Origin of the sequence: uncultured Ruminococcus sp., from assembly GCF_937915125.1 — a bacterium.
Lineage (GTDB): Bacteria > Bacillota > Clostridia > Oscillospirales > Ruminococcaceae > Ruminococcus_C.
Map to the genome: position 1 here is coordinate 1 of NZ_CALDMP010000015.1, position 20055 is coordinate 20055.

15 protein-coding genes and 1 CRISPR repeat array are annotated in these 20055 nt (G+C 50.8%); of the genes, 6 read left to right on the top strand and 9 right to left on the bottom strand.

Annotated elements, in window-relative coordinates; translation table 11 throughout:
• Window positions 1-113: 113 nt before the first annotated feature.
• Window positions 114-1250, bottom strand: a complete 1137-nt coding sequence (locus Q0418_RS01345) for a zinc ribbon domain-containing protein (RefSeq protein ID WP_298481745.1) — start codon at window positions 1248-1250, stop codon at window positions 114-116.
• A 630-nt stretch (window positions 1251-1880) separates the two neighbouring features.
• On the opposite strand from Q0418_RS01345, the gene ftsH reads away from it, so the two are divergent.
• Window positions 1881-3719: an ATP-dependent zinc metalloprotease FtsH gene (gene ftsH / locus Q0418_RS01350; RefSeq protein WP_298481746.1), complete on the top strand. Its 1839-nt coding sequence runs from the start codon at window positions 1881-1883 to the stop codon at window positions 3717-3719.
• 70 nt (window positions 3720-3789) lie between these two features.
• Here the strand turns inward: ftsH and Q0418_RS01355 are convergent, their stop codons facing one another.
• From Q0418_RS01355 to Q0418_RS01365, 3 genes are all read right to left on the bottom strand, one after another.
• Window positions 3790-5523: a leucine-rich repeat protein gene (locus Q0418_RS01355; RefSeq protein ID WP_298481747.1), complete on the bottom strand. Its 1734-nt coding sequence runs from the start codon at window positions 5521-5523 to the stop codon at window positions 3790-3792.
• 132 nt (window positions 5524-5655) lie between these two features.
• Window positions 5656-7488 (bottom strand): asparagine synthase (glutamine-hydrolyzing), encoded by a 1833-nt coding sequence (gene asnB, locus Q0418_RS01360; RefSeq protein ID WP_298481748.1) that lies wholly within the window; start codon window positions 7486-7488, stop codon window positions 5656-5658.
• A 128-nt stretch (window positions 7489-7616) separates the two neighbouring features.
• A complete protein-coding gene (locus Q0418_RS01365) occupies window positions 7617-9161 on the bottom strand; it encodes a leucine-rich repeat protein (protein WP_298481749.1) in 1545 nt (514 codons plus the stop codon).
• 107 nt (window positions 9162-9268) lie between these two features.
• Window positions 9269-9506: a CRISPR direct-repeat array (repeat unit 31 nt; unit sequence CTCCAATGCTGGTCACACTGTCCGGAATGGT).
• Window positions 9507-10033: 527 nt separating this feature from the next.
• On the opposite strand from Q0418_RS01365, the gene Q0418_RS01370 reads away from it, so the two are divergent.
• Window positions 10034-10984, top strand: coding sequence for a lysylphosphatidylglycerol synthase domain-containing protein (locus Q0418_RS01370; RefSeq protein WP_298481750.1), 951 nt, complete (start codon window positions 10034-10036; stop codon window positions 10982-10984).
• A gap of 278 nt (window positions 10985-11262) precedes the next feature.
• On the opposite strand, the gene Q0418_RS01375 is transcribed toward Q0418_RS01370, so the two are convergent.
• From Q0418_RS01375 to Q0418_RS01395, 5 genes are all read right to left on the bottom strand, one after another.
• Window positions 11263-11991, bottom strand: a complete 729-nt coding sequence (locus tag Q0418_RS01375; RefSeq protein WP_298481751.1) for an MBL fold metallo-hydrolase — start codon at window positions 11989-11991, stop codon at window positions 11263-11265.
• Window positions 11992-12105: 114 nt separating this feature from the next.
• The gene (locus tag Q0418_RS01380) at window positions 12106-12870 is read right to left on the bottom strand and encodes a YdcF family protein (protein ID WP_298481752.1); all 765 of its coding nucleotides are present in this window, start codon (window positions 12868-12870) and stop codon (window positions 12106-12108) included.
• Window positions 12871-13283: 413 nt separating this feature from the next.
• Entirely contained in the window at window positions 13284-14129 is an 846-nt protein-coding gene (locus Q0418_RS01385; RefSeq protein ID WP_298481753.1) for a metal ABC transporter permease, read from the bottom strand.
• A gap of 3 nt (window positions 14130-14132) precedes the next feature.
• A complete protein-coding gene (locus Q0418_RS01390) occupies window positions 14133-14840 on the bottom strand; it encodes a metal ABC transporter ATP-binding protein (protein WP_298481754.1) in 708 nt (235 codons plus the stop codon).
• A gap of 47 nt (window positions 14841-14887) precedes the next feature.
• Entirely contained in the window at window positions 14888-15886 is a 999-nt protein-coding gene (locus Q0418_RS01395) for a metal ABC transporter substrate-binding protein (protein ID WP_298481755.1), read from the bottom strand.
• A gap of 428 nt (window positions 15887-16314) precedes the next feature.
• Here Q0418_RS01395 and Q0418_RS01400 point away from each other — a divergent pair, with 428 nt between their 5' ends.
• From Q0418_RS01400 to Q0418_RS01415, 4 genes are read left to right on the top strand one after another with little or no spacing between them, the layout of a single operon-like run.
• Window positions 16315-16716, top strand: a complete 402-nt coding sequence (locus Q0418_RS01400; protein WP_298481756.1) for a GntR family transcriptional regulator — start codon at window positions 16315-16317, stop codon at window positions 16714-16716.
• Window positions 16713-17642 (top strand): ABC transporter ATP-binding protein, encoded by a 930-nt coding sequence (locus Q0418_RS01405; RefSeq protein WP_298481757.1) that lies wholly within the window; start codon window positions 16713-16715, stop codon window positions 17640-17642. The genes Q0418_RS01400 and Q0418_RS01405 overlap by 4 nt, the downstream gene beginning before the upstream one ends.
• On the top strand, window positions 17629-17787 hold the full coding sequence (locus Q0418_RS01410; RefSeq protein WP_298481758.1) for a hypothetical protein: 159 nt from the start codon (window positions 17629-17631) through the stop codon (window positions 17785-17787). The genes Q0418_RS01405 and Q0418_RS01410 overlap by 14 nt, the downstream gene beginning before the upstream one ends.
• Window positions 17784-19907: a hypothetical protein gene (locus tag Q0418_RS01415; protein WP_298481759.1), complete on the top strand. Its 2124-nt coding sequence runs from the start codon at window positions 17784-17786 to the stop codon at window positions 19905-19907. Before Q0418_RS01410 ends, Q0418_RS01415 begins: the two co-directional genes overlap by 4 nt.
• The last annotated feature ends 148 nt before the right edge of the window (window positions 19908-20055 follow it).

Consider the following 20055-nt stretch of genomic DNA (forward strand, 5'->3'; position numbering starts at 1 on the left):
AGTGAATACTTTGTGTATTCACGAGCATTTTTGTGAAATATGACGGAAAAGATGCGAGCATATGACGTGCAAAGCCGCTAGGCGCTCTTTGTGCGGTGTTGCCTTATGTACAATTACATTTCCTGACCGCAGGAGCCGCAGAACTTACTGCCCAGTTCATTCTGTGCGCCGCAGTGGGGACAGAACTGTGCCGTGGGTTCAGCGGCAGAGGCTTCTGCCTTTGTTTCCGGTGTCGCAGCGTAGACGAATTCCGGAGCCGATTCCGGTTCTGCCGCAGGAGCTGCCGGCTGCATTGCCGCAGTTTCTGCCTTTTTCCGTTTCGCCTTGACAACTGCGTTGGTGCAGATGCCGATGGATGCCACGATCATGCCGCAGAGCGCCACCGTCAGGCTGGACCACACCACCGGCATCAATAGCGTGGGAAGTCCCTCCGCCGCAAAAGAAAGTGCCGGGATCACGTCAAATACATGCACCAGCAACAGCAGCGCGCCGCTGGCTGCCAGTACAAGCAGACTGGGGATGGCAACTGCGCAGCCATAGCCTGTGAGGAATCTGCCCTTGCGCCAGTGCCCTTTGATTGCCAGACACAGCCACAGAATAAAGCTGATAATGGTGAGAATACCAAAGGTGATCACACCCGGCATAGTGCAGGAGAATCGCACGAAAAATTTCCCGAAGCCGGAGCCCACAGTCGCCTGGAGCGTCTCATTCCAGTCGGCGATATCATCTCCCATGCTCCACTGGATGGACTGGCGATCTGCTTCTGCAAAGGTCACGCCGGTCTCCTTCTGCATCCGTGCCGCCAGATCCACCTGCATCAGATCTGCAATGTCATTCACATCCAGTTCCGGCAGGGTGTCGCTTTCCTTGGTGAGATAAGCCCCGAATTCATCCAGATAATCGCGGAAAAATTCGTTGACTTCCGGCTGTGCCGTCACTATTTCGGCATATTCCTGGGACAAATTGGGCGCATCCCATAAGTACCAGTCGTACATCCATATGCCCAGCTTCTGGGTCTTGCCGTTCTCTGTGATCTCCGCCTGAGACAGGTCGACCTTAGAAAGCGCAGCCGAGGGACTCCCCTGGATCAGTGCCGTGCGCATTGTCATACTGCACAAGAAGAGAATGCCCAGAATACATGTCAGAATAAACAACAAAACCGAACCAATGACAGCACCGCCGCCGGGTTTCTTCCCGGATCTTGTAGTGCCCGGCTCGGATTGCAATTTTTCTTTCTTTGCTTTTGCCATGTTGTTTCCTCCGTTTCCTGCCGCCAAGGCATTGCACCGGACGGCTGTTCCAATGTTGTTTTTATTTTCTTCAATTATAGCATTCTTTGAAATGACTGTCAAGTGCAGCTTTCGAATGCACATGGAAATCATTTGCGCTCTCTCCTCAATTCTATCTACTACCCTGTCACATCTAAAAATATATCTTATCCACTTTCAAAAAGGTTGCTCATCATGCTGGTCCAGCTGAGCACAGCTGGCGCAGGTCCAGGGCTGCGCAAGCCTTGGCAGAGTCCAGGGACAGCGTCCCTGGTCGCCGTCCGCAGACGGCGAAATACCCTGCGCCGTATTCCGGCGCGCGGAGAGGGTGGTGAGAAAAAGCGACAGCTTTTTCGAGGCGGGGCGAACAAGACCGCCCCGCCTTGTGAGACCTTTTCAGTATATGAAATTTTGCAAACGTCCCGGTGGGACGTTTGCAACAGAATAAACTTTTAGATGTGACAGGGTACTACGAAAGCCCGGCACATCGGCTGGATTTATCATCAAACTTTCACACAGAACGCTTGCGTTCGACAAATTTATATGTTATGATGTGTACTATCATAAGCAATTGCCAATGGGTGCTTTGCACCGTTCTACAGGAGCGTGTATATGGAAGAACAAAAGAAACCCCGGAAGCCTTTGATCTCCTACTGGATCATCGCCCTCTGCGTATTTATGCTGTTACAGGCGTTTGTATTCCCGAATTTGTTCAACCACAAGGTGGAGGAAGTCGGCTATGACACCTTTATCAGCATGACGGAGGACAAGGAGATCGGATCCGTACAGATCGAATCCAGCCAGATCACTTTTACCGACAAGGACGAAAAACATATTTACCGCACCGGAACGTTAAACGATCCGGATTTAATCGACCGTCTCTATGATTCCGGCGCAGAATTCAAGTCAGAGATTGACAGCGGCACCAATCCCCTGCTTTACATTTTAATCAGCTATGTCCTGCCGATCGCCCTGATGTTCCTGGTGTTCCACTTCTTCAGCAAGAAAATGACACAGCGTATGGGCGGCGGCGATGGTTCCATGATGTTCGGCATGGGCAAGAGCAACGCCAAGGTCTATGTGAAGTCCACCACGGGCATCAAATTCCAGGACGTTGCCGGCGAAGAGGAGGCGAAAGAACTGCTCGCCGAGATTGTAGACTATCTCCACAAGCCAGAGCGTTACAAGGAGATCGGTGCATCCATGCCAAAGGGTGCGCTGCTGGTAGGCCCGCCGGGTACCGGTAAGACCCTGCTGGCGAAAGCAGTTGCCGGCGAAGCAAATGTGCCCTTTTTCTCCATTTCCGGTTCGGAATTCGTGGAGATGTTCGTAGGTATGGGTGCGGCAAAGGTTCGTGACCTGTTCAAGCAGGCAAACGAAAAAGCACCGTGTATCGTCTTTATCGATGAAATCGATACCATCGGTAAAAAGCGTGACGGCGGTCAGATGGGCGGCAACGATGAGCGGGAACAGACCCTGAACCAGCTGCTCACGGAAATGGACGGTTTCGACGGTTCCAAGGGCGTTGTGATTCTCGCCGCCACCAACCGTCCGGAATCCCTGGATCCGGCATTACTGCGTCCGGGACGATTCGACCGGCGAATTCCCGTAGAGCTGCCCGATCTCCAGGGGCGCATTGATATTCTGAAAGTCCATGCGAAAAAGATCAAGATGGCTGGCAACGTGGACTTTTCCGCCATTGCACGGACAGCCGCTGGTGCATCTGGTGCGGAGCTTGCGAACATCATCAACGAAGCCGCACTGCGTGCTGTACGACTGGGCAGATCCTGTGCCACACAGGAAGATCTCATGGAGAGCGTGGAAGTTGTCATTGCCGGATATCAGAAGAAAAACCGGGTACTCTCCAACAAGGAGAAGCTCACTGTTTCCTACCACGAGGTAGGGCATGCCCTGGTTGCAGCAATGCAGTCTCAGTCCGCACCGGTGCAGAAGATCACCATTATTCCTCGGACATCCGGCGCATTGGGATATACCATGCAGGTGGACGAGGGCGAGCATTTCCTCATGACGAAAACGGAGATGGAGAACAAGATCGCCACGCTTACCGGCGGACGTGCCGCAGAGGAATTGGTATTCCACGAGATCACCACAGGCGCCTCCAACGATATTGAACAGGCGACGAAGCTGGCACGTTCTATGGTGAGCCGCTTCGGCATGAGCGAAGAATTCGGCATGGTGGCAATGGAAACGGTACAGAGCCAGTATCTGGGCGGTGACGCAAGCCTCACCTGTTCCATGGAGACCCAGACGAAGATCGACAAGAAGGTCACGGAAATCATTCAGACCCAGTATGACCGTGCCATGCAGATGCTCCAGTCAAACCAGGGAAAACTCCACGAGATCGCAAAGTATCTCTACGAGCACGAGACCATCACCGGAGACGAATTCATGCAGATTTTGAACCGTCCGCTCATAACAGAACAAGCTTAAATAATGGAAAAACCCCGTGTATTGTGCACACGGGGTTTTGTTGTGTTATTTTGAGGGCGTTATCAGAACCTTACAAGTACATAGAGGGATATAAGATATTATCCCAGGAAACATCCTGACCTACGGATTTCTTTGCGTAGTACAGCAGGATATAGTAAGCGTCATTGGCGGTGATACTGCCGTCGTCGTCCACATCTGCCGCCTGTATTTGTGCATCGGTGAGACCGGAGTCCTGACCGACGGAGATTTTGGCGTAGGCGAGGAGACAGAAGTAGGCGTCGTTTGCGTCAATGGTGCTGTCGCCGTCGATGTCGCCGGTGGAATAAATGATTTCAGGAGCTTCACTCTCAAAGTGAATGGTGGCGTTTATCAAGCAATAATTGTTTGAATATATTTCAATGGCATTCCATTCTTCTTTCGTGCCCTTGTAATAAACATCGGTCAAACTTTCGCAGCTTAAAAATGCTGCAGTTCCAATGCTTGTCAAGCTATTTGAGAGGGTGATTGTAGTCAGACCCCCGCAATTAGAAAATGCACCATCCCCAATGCTTGTCAGGCTGTCTGGGAAGGTGATTGTAGTCAGACCATAGCAATCAGAAAATGCACTATCTCCAATGCTTGTCACACTATCTGAAATAGTAATTTTGGTCAGACTTGGACAGTAGCAAAACGCAAGATATCCAATATTAGTTACGCTGTCCGGGATGATGATTTCAGTCAGACTGGTACAATGCCAAAACGCACTATTTCCTACACTTATTACTCCGTCCGGAATGATAACATCACCTTCACAAGTGGTTCCATCAATTAAGATGTGATTGACAATTACAAGAGGATTTTCTGCTTGTCTTGCTTCCAACCACGGCGTGTCGTTAAAGGCCCAACTGCCAATGCTTGTCACACTGTCTGGAATTGTAATTGCGGTCAAACTAGTGCAGCCGTTAAACGCATGACTTCCGATGTCGGTCACGCTGCCCGGAATGATAATTTCGGACAGATTGTTGCAATCAGAAAATGCACTATCTCCAATGCTTGTCACACTGTCTGGAATTGTAATTGCGGTCAAACTAGTGCAGCTTTCAAACGCACCCGCTCCGATACCTGTCACGCTGTCCGGAATAACAACATTACTTTCACAAGTGGTTCCATCAATTAAGATGTGATTAATAATTACAAGAGGATTCTCTGTTTTTCTTGCTTCCAGCCATGGAGTGCCACTAAAAGCACCCCCTCCAATACTGATCACACTATCTGGGATGGTGATTTCTGTCAAACTGGTGCATCCATAAAACGCACTCCACCCAATGCTGGTCACACTGTCCGGAATGGTGATTTCTGTCAAACTGGTGCACTCCCAAAACGTCAACTCTCCAATGCTGGTCACACTGTCCGGGAGAGTAATTGCAGTCAGATTGGTGCAATTATCAAACGCAGCATCTCCAATGCTGGTCACGCCGTACGGGATGGTAATTTCGGTCAGACTTTCGCAGTATCTGAATGCAGATTCTCCAATGCTGGTCACGCTGTCTGGAATGGTAATGTCAGTCAGACTAGTGCAGTTGTAAAACGCAGCATCTCCAATACTGGTCACTGCCATTCCATCGATTTCCGCCGGAATTTCCACTTCTGTTGCAGAAGAATCACGGCTTCTGATCTCCACAGTTCCATTCTCAAGCACGGTATACGCCAAATCGCCATAAGTACCGGTCTCTCCGACTTCCACAGCACTGACCGTCCACGGCAAACCCACGGCACAAATAACTCCCGCCGTCACCACGGCACAAATTTTTTTCCACGTCCTCATTTTTTATCCTCCTATTTTAAAGTGTATTTTTCATATTATACCATAAATCCAATGCGATTGCAATCCTGTCATGAAAATTCAGAAATTTCAACAAAAAATGGTGCGCACCCCAAAAGAATGCGCACCGTTTATTCACACGATCTTCACCTGATACCGCATCAACCAATCATTTATCTGCACAAAATACGCCATGATCTGCGGCCGTGTCATGAGCTGGCCATACCACTGTACCGACTCCTCGCTCGCCAGCAGACGCTCCAGCATATCCTTGCGCACCAGCTGTAATACCGGAGACTGGGGGTCACGCACCACCTCTTCCAGCATATGGGACACCGCAGCCAGATAGCTGGGGTTGTGTGTCTTGGGGTAGGGGCTTTTCTTCCGCCAGAGCACCTCCGGCGGAAGAGCATCCTGCATGGCAGTCCGCAGCAATCCCTTTTCATAGCCGTTCCAGTCCTTATACTCCCAGGGCACATTATACAGATACTCCGCAATACGATAATCGCAGAAGGGCACACGCACCTCCAATGCGCTGTACATGCTCATGCGGTCTTTCCGATCCAGCAGCGTCTGCATGAACCAATCCAGGTTCAGCTTCATCATTTCCCGCATCCGTGCCTCCAGCGGTGAATCGTCCGGCAGCTTTTCCGCTGAGGCAATGGTACGTGCATAGGCATCCTGCACATACTGCTGGGCGTCAATTTCCGCCGCAAATTCCGGGCGCAGGAACTGGCTGCGATAGGCGGTGCTCTGTGCCCATGGGAAACCGTTCACACGGCGCACATCCGGGTCACGATACCAGGGATAGCCCCCGAACAATTCGTCTGCGCATTCCCCAGAAAGAGCAACGGTGACTTCCTGGCGTATCTCCCGGCAGAACAGCAGCAGTGAACTGTCCACATCCACCATGCCCGGCAAATCCCTCGCCTCCACTGCCGCAGAAAGTGCCTCCGCCAGCGCCGGTGTATCCAACACCGTCCAGTGGTGCTGGCTGCCCAGATATCGTTCCATACAGCGGATATAGGTAGGGTCGCTTGTGGGTTGGAAGTGACTTTTCTGGAAATAGCGGTCGTTGTCCCGGTAATCCACGGAAAAGGTATGCAGTTCTTCCCCTCGGCTGTGCAGTTCCCGACACGCCAGGGACGAAAGCAGGCTGGAATCCAATCCCCCGGAAAGGAACGTGCCGATGGGTACATCGGACACCAGCTGCCGCCGGACTGCATCGGTGACAAGCTCCCGGACATGCTCCGCCGTCTGGGAAAAGGATTCTGTATGGACAGCGGCGTGGAGTTCCCAGTACGGGTGCAGATGCAGTGTGCCCTGCATATAATAGCCGCAGTACGCCGGCTTCACCTCCCGCACCGTCCGGAACACGCCATAACCCGGCGTGCGTCCCGGCCCCATGAGGAGCAGCTCGGAAATACCGATCTTGTCGATCTCGTGGGGCACGTCAGGATGCTTCAGGAGTGCCTTGATCTCGGAGCCGAACACCAGACCGCCTGGGATTTCTGCATAGAACAGCGGTTTTACGCCGATGCGGTCTCTCGCCAGAAAGAGTCGCTGGGCGTGGTGTTCCCAGATGGCAAAGGCGAAAATACCGTTGAATTGTTCCACACACCGAGGCCCCCAGTTGGCGTAGGACTGCAAGATCACTTCGGTGTCGCAGTGGGTCTGGAACTGTACGCCTTCCCGTTCCAGCTGTCCGCGCAGTTCCGGGGTATTGTACAGCTCGCCGTTATAGACGATGGTATAGGTCTCGCCGCTGACGGTCGTCTCCATGGGCTGCCTGCCGTGTTCCACGTCAATGACTGCAAGACGGGTATGCGCCAATGCGCAGTGTTCCCCCAGAAAAATGCCCTCCTGATCGGGGCCTCGTCGGTTGAGCGTTTCCTGCATCTGCCGCAGCAATGACGCCTGTTTCCGCAAATCCTGTTCCATATGCACCATACCGGTGATTCCACACATAGAGAATGCCTCCTGTTCTGATGATCTGTCTTTATTCTATGCAGGTATGCACCGTTTCTTGCAGATGGACAGCAAAAAACCGGAGCGGTCAGTGCCGTTCCGGTTTGAAAAAGTTCTGAAGCAAGGGCTCAGCTGAGAAGCTCCGCCCAGGAGACATCCTGTCCCACGGATTGTTTTGCATAGTACAGCAAGATATAGTAAGCGTCATTTGCGTCAACGGTTCCGCTGCCGTCTACGTCTGCTGCCTGAATTTGGGCATCGGTCAGACCGGAGTCACTGCCCACAGATAGTTTGGCATAGGCGAGGAGACAGAGGTAGGCATCGTTGGCATCGACCGTGTTGTTGCCGTCGATGTCGCCGGTGGATTGGGGAAGCTCTGTGGTGTCTGTTGTCGTTTCTGTTGTTGTGGTAGTTTCTGTGGTAGTTTCTGCTGTCGTGGTGGTTTCTGTTGTTGTAGTAGTTTCTCCGACGTTGTTAAAGTGGATTGTGGCGTTTAAAAGTAAATCGTTACTGCCTTCTATATTATTGATGGAAATAGTGTTCCATTCTTCTTCGGTGCCGCTGTAATAAACGTCAGTCAAACTGGTGCACCCAGAAAACGCATAACCTTCAATGCTGGTCACACTGTCCGGAATGGTAATTTCAGTCAAACTGGTGTACCAACGAAACGCCGACTCTCCAATACACCGCACCGTATTCGGAATCATAACATCACCGGTACATGTCTTCCCATCAATTAAAATATCATTTACTACTACAAGCGGATCTTCTTCCTGTTTTGCTTTCAGCCATGGCGTTTCATAGAATGCATCCCCTCCAATGCTGGTCACACTGTCCGGAATGGTGATTTCTGTCAAACTGGTGCACCCATAAAACGCACCCCCTCCAATGCTGGTCACACTGTCCGGAATGGTAATTTCAGTCAAACTGGTGCACCCAGAAAACGCACCCCCTCCAATGCTGGTCACACTGTCCGGAATGGTAATTTCGGTCAGACTGGTGCACCCAGAAAACGCACCCTCTTCAATGCTGGTCACACTGTCCGGAATTACAACAGAAGTCAAATAATCACAACCGGAAAATGCATCATCTCCAATACACCGCACCGTATTCGGAATCAAAACATCACCGGTACATGTCGTTCCATCAATTAAAATATCATTTACTACTACAAGCGGATCTTCTTCCTGTTTTGCTTTCAACCATGGCGTTTCATAGAATGCATCCCTTCCAATGCTGGTTACACTGTCCGGAATGGTAATTTCGGTCAGACTGGTGCACCAAAAAAACGCCCTATATCCAATGCTGATCACACTGTCCGGAATGGTAATTTCGGTCAAACTGGTGCACCCATCAAACGCACTCTCTCCAATGCTGGTCACACTGTCCGGAATGGTAATTTCGGTCAAACTGGTGCATCCATTAAACGCACCCCACCCAATGCTGGTCACACTGTTCGGAATGGTGATTTCCGTTAAACTAGTGCACCCATAAAACGCATCCATTCCAATGCTGGTCACACTGTCCGGAATGATAATTTCAGTCAGACTGTCACAGTAACAAAACGCATTATCTCCAATGCTGGTCACGCTGTCCGGAATTACAACAGAAGTCAAATAATCACACTCGAAAAATGCTTTATTTCCAATACACCGCACCGTATTCGGAATCATAACATCACCGGTACATGTCTTCCCATCAATTAAAATATCATTTACTACTACAAGCGGATCTTCTTCCTGTTTTGCTTTCAGCCATGGCGTTTCATAGAATGCATCCCCTCCAATGCTGGTCACACTGTCCGGAATGGTGATTTCTGTCAAACTGGTGCACCCATAAAACGCCAACTCTCCAATGCTGGTCACACTGTCCGGAATGGTGATATCGGTTAAACCAATACATTCTTCAAATGCATAATCTCCAATGCTGGTCACACTGTCCGGAATGGTAATTTCGGTCAGACTGGTGCAGTCATAAAAAGCACCACCTCCAATGCTGGTCACCGCCATCCCATCAATCTCCGCCGGAATCTCCACTTCCGTAGCCATTTCATCGCAGTCCGTGATCTCAACAGTTCCATCCTCAAGCACGGTGTACGTCAAATCGCCATAGGTTCCAGTTTCTCCGGCTTCTGCGGCACTGACTGTCCACGGTACACTCACCGCACAAACCACTCCGGCGATCACTGCCGCAAGAATATTCTTGAAATTCTTCATACAAAAACTCCTCTCAAAATTAGAATACTCCTATATTATACCACATATTTCTCCAGAATGCAACATTTTTTGCGATGGTGCACGAAAATCAATTTTTGTAAAATATGGATTATTGTAGGGGCGACCATTGGTCGCTCGTTGCGGTTTGCCTGGATTTTTGGCGGGCGAACAATGTTCGCCCTTACATAGAATGATTTATTTTACAGCATATAATCTAAAAATTGATTTGCGTGGCAATGGTGGCGGAGTGCGGTTTGACATTCCCCCAAAAACATGCTACAATAGACAATAACTTCACTCGGCGGCAGATGCCGCAGAAAGGACGTTTCATGGGATTTCTCAAAAAATATTATAAACTCATCGGCACGATCATCACTGTCATTGCCATGGTCTTTGTGGTGAAAAAAATCGTCACCATGGATGTGGACTGGTCTATGTTTGCCCACGGAAAGACCCTCGCCATTATCTGCGGCTGCACTCTGGTGCAGGCGGCAATGGTGCTCTTTATGACCATGCCGTGGCTGCGGTTCATCCGCATTCTCTCCGGTATCCAGATTCCCGTCCGGGATGCCCTCCCGGTCTATACCAAGTCCAATTTGATGAAATACGTTCCCGGAAACATCTTTCAGTATGTGGGACGGAATCAGCTTGCCGCTGACCTCCATATCAGCCACGTAGATGTGGCATGTGCCACAGTGCTGGATATTATCTGCTGTATGCTCACGCCCCTTTTGCTCATTGTCATCCTCATGGGACGGGATATGCTGGAACTCATCGTGACCTACCGCAGGAATTTCCTCATTGTCCTGGGCGTGGGTATCCTGGTACTCGCTTTGGCAATTGTCATTCTGCGCTGGAAATTCCGGGAGCATCTCCGGCGGTACTTCGAAAAATACCGCCGGCTTCTGAGCCGCAGTATTCTCCCACGGCTTCTCATGGTGTTTTTGCTTTATCTGACCCAATATGTCATCTCTACTGTAATGTACGCCGTGCCGGCATATCTCATGTTTGACGTTCCGGCGGAAAAAATGGGGCTGTTTCTGGGAACATACCTCTTCTCGTGGATCATCGGCTTCGTTACCCCCGGTGCACCCGGCGGCATCGGCATCCGGGAAGCTGTCATGGTACTCATGTGCGGCAGCTTTATGAGCACGGATACCATTATGCTCTACGCCGTCACCATGCGTATTATTTCCACATTCGGCGATGTGGTCGCTTTCCTGGCAGGTCTCGCTCTGGAACGTATCTGGAAAAAGAAAACGGTACATACTACAGCATAACAAAAGGGCTGTTGCAGACAGTCAATCCCACAGGAAAACGGTGCGATGCCCAATCGCCTCGTGAACCAGGATTTGACTGTCCTTGCAACAGCCCCATTTTTATGGCAATACCGCATAAAGATTGTACGTCATATGCGCAGTCAGATTTTTTGTCAGATAAAACAAAAAGCTCGTGAATACTTTGTGTATTCACGAGCATTTTTGTGAAATATGACAGAAAATCTGCAAGCAGATGATGTGCAAAGCCGTCAGGCGCTCTTTGTGCGGTGTTGCCTTACCTATACTTCCTCTGCGCGCTGAATTCGCCGGGCAAACCAGGTCAGCAGCTCCTCCTTTGTCATTGCTCTCTGATGCGCTGGCTGACACATGGTAAAATCCAACGGTGTCAGTTCCTCTACCAGTTTCCGCAGCTTCTCCGGACGTTCTGTCCATACATCCCCTACCAGTTCCTGATAGACTGCATCCCCCAGAAACGCCATGCGTTCCTCTTTCACCCACACGATCGTTGTATCTCTGGCATGGGGACTGGTCACATGCTGTAGAACACAGGTACAGTTGCCCAGATCTATGGTCATGGACTCGGAAAATGTCAGCGTAGGCAGTGCTATCCGGATGGTTTCCAGCTCCGGAAAATGTTCCCGGATCCGCGGGACACACAGACGGGGCACAATGCCCTTTTCCGCATTTTTCTCCAGTTCGTCCGGCGTCCATTGCAGCTTTGACACCATTTCCAGAGACTGGCGTGTCTGTACACAGGCAATGGATGGGATTTCCAACGCACTCAACCCGAAACAATGATCCCAGTGGGAATGGGTTAGTGCCACCAAATCCGGCGGACGAAAACCGGCTTCTTCCACTGCTGCCCGAAATTCCTGCACATGTACCGGGGAATTCCCGGCGTCTACCATAAGGGAAAACCGATCTCCCCGGATGTATCCCAAAGACGGACGATCCTTTGTTTGGGAAAACCGCAGATGGTACACCCGCGGCGTCAATTGCTCCAGCATGAAAACACTCCTCTCTCAGTAGCATATGTAACGAAGGATAGTAGAACTTGTACCATTTGAAAATAAAAATCCATCGCCGCAGGCGATACCGCCACTCCTAATGCCTCATTTCCATCAACCGTGACCCAGCACCAGCAGCTGAAACAATGCCATCCACTCACGCACCCAATAGGTGGGCACATAGAGCGGATTGGTATAGGCACTGTATGCCGATGCTTCCAGCCCTTCTTTTTCCGCAAGCAGTCCGGCACGATACTGGTGAAATCCGTCCGTCACAATGACAATTTCCGTGCCTAGTCCGTTTTCCCCCAGAATTTCCGCTGTATAGCGGAGATTTTCCTGGGTATCCGCCGATGCATCCTCCACCAGAATCCGTTCCTCCGCTATGCCATGTTCCACCAGCCAGATTTTCATCGCCTGTCCCTCCGGAATATCCTCCCCGGCACCCTGTCCGCCGGTAACGACACAGGAAACAGAGGGGTTTTCGTTCAGATATTCCAGTGCCGCCTCCAGCCGACGTGTCAGCATGGCGCTGGGCTTTGTGCCCCGGACCTTACAGCCCAGTACCACAACTGTCTCGGGAGTTTCCGGTGTATGCGCAATGGCACGTGCCATCTGCACGGACATGACGCCGGAAAAGATCAGCCCGGCGGCGACCAATACGCCCAGCACAGACAGCCCGATCTTCCCGGGGAGATGCTCCCATATCCGGCGGAACAGCTGCCCAAACGCATGGGGAAACAGCGTGAGTGCCATCAGAAACAGACAGCCCAGCGCACCGCCGATATTGCCAGGATTGCAAATGCGCTTGAACACCGGCGCAACAAAAAAGAACAATAAGACCGCTTCGGGAATGAGAAAAAGATATCGTATCCGCATAGGATTCCTCCTGCATAGTATGGCGTGTTTTCCTCTTTTTATTATAGCACGGGAAAAAGTGTCTGTCAATTTTACAAAGTTCGATATAAAGCGGGCGGACACAACTCCACCTGTCCGCCCGTTTCATTATCATGGGCATCTCTAAAAACCTATGGCAACACCGCACAAAGAGCGCCTGACGGCTTTGCACGTCATATGCTTGCATCTTTTCCGTCATATTTCACAAAAATGCTCGTGAATACACAAAGTATTCACTGCGCTTTTTGTTTCATCTGACGAAAAATCTGACGGCGCATCTGACGTACAATCTTTGTGCGGTATTGCCCTATATTTTTGCTGAAATGATTGCCCAGAAATGGCTTAAATGCGTTATTCAATTTTTAAAAATCGGGGTTTTTAGAGGTGACCTCATATCATTTCCGCCGCACCAGCGCTCCCACGCCGCAGCATCCCAGAAACACCACCAGATCCGCTGCAACAATAGTTGCACCTACCGGTGTAGACGCCAGAATGGAGATCAGCAGTCCGCCTACAGCGCATACCACTGAGATCACCGCCGCACACACGATCACACCCCGGAAACTCCGGAACAGCCGCATTGCCGACAGTGCAGGGAAAACAATTAACGCCGAAGTCAGCAGAGACCCCACCAAATTCATGGCAAGGACAATAATCACTGCCGTCACCACGGCAATGAGGAAATTGTACATTCTCGCACGGATACCCGTTGCCGCTGCAAATGTCTCATCGAAAGTCACTGCAAAGATCTTGTGATAGCACAGGAAAAAGATCGCCATCACCACCACAGACATAGCCACACAGAGCCACACATCTGTTTCCGACAGAGTCAGGATCAGCGTGGAACCGAACAGAGTGCTGCACACATCCCCGGAAACATTCGCCGAAGCGGAAAATAGATTCTGCACCAGATAGCCTATGGCAAGGGCACTCACCGAAAGCATGGCAATAGCGGCATCCCCCTTGATCCTTGCACTCTGGTTGGCGCACAGCAGCAATACTGCACATGCCACCGTCACCGGCATAACCAGGATCATCTCATTGTCCAGCCGCAGCACCGTGGCAATTGCCAGAGCACCAAATGCCACATGGGACAATCCATCGCCAATGACAGAAAACCGTTTCAGCACCAGTGTTACGCCCAACAGCGAAGAGCAAAGGGCAATGAGCACCCCGGCAATCAGCGCATACTGCACAAATGTAAAGGACAGATAGCCTGTCAGTTGTTCCCAGAGTCCCATTGTTCACACCGTCCCTTCCCCGGTATATGCCTGCCCGATCTTGCTCTTGAGATAGTCCGCTTTTGTCCCGAAAAACAGCGGCGTTTTGCTGATATGCAGCACATGGGTGGCGTATCGCACCGCCGCTTCCATATCGTGGGAAACCATAAGTATGGTAATGCCGTCCTGCTGGTTCAGCTGTTGGATCAGCTCATACAGCTCCGTCTGCGCCTTGGGATCCAGTCCCGTCACCGGTTCATCCAGCAGCAGCATTTTCTGAGTCGCACCCAGCGCACGTGCCAGAAGGACACGCTGCTGCTGACCGCCGGACAGTTCCCGATAACACCGCTTTGCCAGATGGGCAATTCCCAGCCGTTCCATGTTTTCCTGGGCAAGCTGTTTTTCCTGCTTCGTATAAAAGGGACGGAATCCGCTACGGTTCAGACAGCCCGAACGGACGATCTCCTGCACTGACGCCGGAAAATCCCGCTGCACTGCCGTCTGCTGGGGCAGATAGCCGATCTCCTCCGGCTGCAGGCCGTCACCAGTTTCGATTTTTCCTGCCATGGGTGCTTTCAGCCGGAGCAGCGCCTTAATGAGCGTGCTTTTTCCGGAACCGTTCTCTCCTACAATATACAAATAATCCCCGGCATTTACCGAGAAGGACAGATGCTCCGTCACCGGCACCCCCTCATATCCCAAGGTCAGGTCGGTACAAGTCAGCTGTGCCATATCTTTCACCATACTTTCTATTTTAAATCAGTGCTTCCTTAACATCCTCATTCCACAGTTAATGCCTTGTGCAATACCTCCAGATTCTCCTCCATCCGTGACAAGTAGGTCACACCGTCATCCATTTCCTCCTGGGTCACAGATTGCAGAGAATTAAGCACCAATATTTTCCCATCAGAATCTGCGTTTTCCAGCACTGTCCGGGCAAGGGATTGATTATTGCCTTCCGCAGCGAGAACACAGGGCAATTTCAATTCCTTCAGTTTCCGGGACAAAAAGGCAATCGTCTCAAAGCTTGCCTCCGTCTCTGCGGAACAGCCCGGAAATGCCGCATAATAGGTCAGGTCATAATCCTCTGCCAGATAGCGGAAAGGAAACCGGTCTGCCACCAGAATGGTACTGCGCACAGCATCCGCCATCATCTCCTGATATTTCTCATCCAGTGCCTGCAATTCACGAATATAGGTAGCACAGTTTTCCTGATACTGCGCCCCATGCGCCGGGTCCACTTCGCAAAGGGCATCCCGGATAGCTTCGCAGGCGGGCTGTGCCCGGCGCAGGGAGAGCCAGACGTGCTCGTCCAGTTCTTCCTCCTCTTCGTGGTCGTGATCTTCGTCCTCGTGTTCCTCATGGTCATGATGGTGATGTTCCTCTTCCTGCATTCCCTCCACGATCACTTCCTCGTCAGCATCTGCCGCCTCCATCATGGAAACGACCCGGACAGTGTCATTTTCCGCCGTTTCCAGCACATCCGTCACCCATTGATCCGACGCACCACCCACATAGCAGAATACATCTGCCCGGGAGATGGCGGCAATGTCCTTTACAGACGGCTGATAGCTGTGCAGATCTGTGCCGCCTTTCACCAGCAGCGTCACATCCACCCCGTCCACATCACCGACGATCCGGCGTGTCCAGTCATATTCCGGGAATATCGTGCAGACCACCTGCACCTGTCCCACAGTTTCCACGGCCTCGCCGCAGCCTGTCAGCAGAAAACACCACCCCAGGCATACAGCAAGCGTCAGTGCCAATTTTCGTCTCATATGATTCCTTTCATAAGGCAGAAAAACAGGGGCGCTTCACGTCCCCCGTTCGATTCCAATTTGAAAATGGTTTTCATATTCATATTATAGCAGATTCTATAAGAGATGTCAAGAGGGAATTTTTCACGAATCAAAGCAGATTCTCGTAGGGAACGACCCCCGTGTCGTTCCGCCAGATGTTCCACATCGAACGAAATAATTTTTGTTATGCCGTCAGATGCTTCATGTTGAAGGGAACGACACGGGGGTCGTTCCCTACGATTGAAATAATTTTTTCCAACACCCCTTGACAACGTCTTTGGGATATGCTATACTGTATGTGTTGCATGAAGTGTACAACACTTATAACGCATACAACGCATAAACAATTATGCTGAAACTGAATTGGAATCACATGCATACATCAGAACAGGAATGGAGGTTTTGCCATGTTTCAGATTGATCCCATGTCACGAGAGCCTGTCTATGAGCAGATCATTGCACAGGTAGAACGCTTTATTTTAACAAACGTGCTTCTGCCGGGGAGTCAGATCCCATCGGTGCGGAGCGTTTCTATGACCAATTCCATCAATCCCCGTACCATTTTAAAGGCATATACAGACCTGGATGCCCGTGGGCTGATCCAGTCTGTACCGGGAAAAGGCTATTTTGTCTGCGCAGACGCACAGGAGAAGCTGTTACAGAAAGGGCGTGCAAAGATGAAAGATCTGACAGAACTGCTCACAGAGCTGGCGATTGCCGGCGTGACCAAAGAAGAGATCAGTGCCTGTGTGGAACAGGCATTTGCAGACGCAAAAAATCAAAACCAATCGGGAGGGACTACAGTATGATCGAAGTAAAAAATCTCACAAAGCGGTTTCAGGATTTCACCGCACTGGAAAATGTCACATGTACCATCGGTTCCGGCTGCATCTATGGCATGGTCGGCTCCAACGGCGCCGGAAAATCCACATTTCTGCGTGCCCTCACCGGTGTATACCAGCCGGACGGCGGCCGAATCCTCATTGACGGAAAGCCGGTCTGGGATAATCCGTCCGTAAAGCGCCGCATTGCCTATGTGCCCGATGAACTGTACTTCCTCGCCGGCGCCAATCTAAACCGCATGGAACGGATGTACCGCAATACATACCCGGATTTTGATCCGAAACAGTTCCACAAGCTCTGCGACCAGCTCCAGCTGCCCCGGAACAAATCTCTGGGACAATTCTCCAAGGGCATGCGCCGCCAGGCAGCGACCATTCTGGCACTGTCCTGCAAGCCGGACTACCTCTTTTTCGACGAGACATTTGACGGTCTGGATCCGGTCATGCGAAATTTCGTGAAGCGGCTGATCTGCGAGGATGTTCTGGAGCGAGGGGCTTCGGCAATTATCACCTCTCACTCTCTCCGGGAGCTGGAGGATATCTGCGACCAGCTGGCACTGCTTCACAAGGGCGGTCTGGTGCTGGAAAGCGACATCGAAAACCTCAAGACCTCCCAGTTCAAGATTCAGATCGCATTCCGGGAGGAATATGATAAGTCCAAGTTCGACGGCATCCAGATCTCCCACTTTGAAAAGAACGGCAGCGTGGCAAATATGATCGTAGGTGGTGACCGTGACGATATTGTGGAGAAACTCCGTGCCATGCAGCCCATTCTCCTGGATGTGCTCCCCCTGTCACTGGAGGAGATTTTCACCTATGAAATGGAAACCCTGGGCTATACGTTCCAGATCGACGAAATGAACGAGGAGGGTGCTACAAGTGCAAAATCTTGAGAAACGCTATTCCTACCATCATCATGACAGACGGGAAATGCGCCGTCAGTTTCTGACCAATCTGGTCATCCTGCTGCTGGTGCTGGGATTGGCGGCAGTATGTGCAGTGACCTATTTTCACGCAAGAGGAGGATTTGTAAGATGAATAAAAAGCAATCAATATTTTCCCTGGGACTGCTGCGGGAGGGATTCCGGCAGTGCCAGATGATCGGCATTCTTGCCATGGTAATTATGGTACTGGGTGCCCTGTTTATGCCCATTAGTCATGTGGTCAATGTAGCAAATGATCCCTATTATGTCACAGAGGCGTGGAATGCCTGGAGTGCAAATCCCCTGCTGCTTGTAGTGCTGTTAGCTGCACCGCTGATGGCTCTGGTACTGTTCCACTTTCTGGACAGCCGTGCCGCTTCTGATTTGTATCACGCAATGCCCCACAAACGCATCACCCTCTATCTCAGCTATGCCGGAGCAATTCTCCTGTGGGTCGTACTGCTGATGGCAGTGAGCACCGTGGTTTCTCTCATCTCCTGTGCCATCACCCACCAGTACATCACTCTATTATACGACACCATTCTGCCCTATCTGTGCAGTATTTTCCTCACTTGTGCCCTGATGATTTCCGGCATTCTCATTGCCATGAGTCTCACGGGAACTGTATTCACAAACGTGCTGTTTTCCGCCATCCTGTTGTTTCTGCCTCGGTTCTGCATTTATTTCCTGAGCGAAGCGGTTACAGGCAATATGCCCTTTATGTACGGCGCAGGGGAATCCGACAGCTTTTTCCGCAGCAGCAACAACCTGTTGTTCTCTCTGGTCAACGGATTATTTGGTATCAACTTCAGCGACAGCATTGTCAATGTATTCAAGCCCGGCTGGCAGGCGATCGTCTACACCCTGCTTCTGGCACTGATCTACTTCGCCGTTGGCGCATGGCTGTTCTGCCGCCGCCGCAGTGAAGCCGCCGGACAGTCGGCACCCAGCCGGATGCTCCAGAATATCTACCGTATTGTGGTAACTATGACCTACTGTGTCTTTGTCACTGCGGCACTGCACGCTTGTCTGCAACAGGGGCTGAGCGGCGATGACTGGTTTGTATTCCTGATCCTGTATATCATTGCCCTCCTGATCTATTTCACCTATGAGCTGATCACCACAAAAAAATGGCATAATCTGCTCCGGGCGATGCCGGGTCTGGCAGTATTGGCTGTCCTGAACGGCGGTATCCTGCTGGGCATGCATGTGGCGCAAGAAAAGATCCTGGATCAGCGTCCGGCAGTGCAGGAGATCGAAAGCGTATCTTTCCGGAGCGGCAACAATACCCTTTATCAGGGTGCCAATCTGGAATATGGAGAGTACGTAAATCTGGAGAGCCAGAAGATCAAGATCACCGATCCCACCGTCATTTCTCTGGTATCCTACTACCTGAATGAGAACATTGAAACATGGGAAAAGGGACACGATTCCTACTTTAACAAATACTATAACTATTCCGGCGCACAGGCATATACAGATTATACTGTCACCATCCGCACCAAGGATGATACCCTGTATCGTTCCGTTATGATCCCGAATTCCGAAGCCAACACACTTATTGAGTCGTTACAGAGCAACGAGGACTTCGTCAAGGCATGGATGACGCCGCCGGAACCGGTTGAGAACACGCTGTACTTAGAGACATACACAGGTGCGGAAGACTTTGACGTAGAATCCCTGTATGACTCCTACATAGAAGAATTGAAAACCGTTCCCTTTGAAAAGTTCTATGAAAAGCAGACCAAATATGCAAGCGGCTCAGTAAGCTTCGGCTACACCTTCCGTGCAAATGGCTATAATCTGACTATCAGCTGTCCGATCTATGCCGATCTGATGCCGAAAACCCTCCAGAAATACTATGATATGCTCTACGATGCACAGGCAGATTCCCGTGACGCATTCTTGCACAATTCCAATATAAACGCTTCACTGAATGTCAATGCCTACGGCAGAACGATCAATGGCTCCTACAAATATGCAAACTGCTATGACGATGCAGACGATGCACCGCTGGGCGAACTGGAGAGCTATGCGCTGCTTCTGGAATATGCAGAGGACAGACCGGTCCAGGCTGGTGAGGCATATGCAGAAGTCTGGCTCTATCCCTACGTGACATCGGACGATGAAGAGGAATATAGTGAGATCTATGTTATTCTTCCACTCAGTGACAATTTCTTCTCGGATGCACGGGTGAATGAGCACTTTGATACTGGGTATTATGATGAATACTAATATCAGGAGACTGAACCGATTTATTTCCGACAACTTCTTATGATAAAACTTCTTCCTTAAGGCAATACCGCACAAAGATTGTGCATCAGGTGCGCAGTCAGATTTTTCGTCAGATGAAACAAAAAGCGGAGTGAATACTTTGTGTATT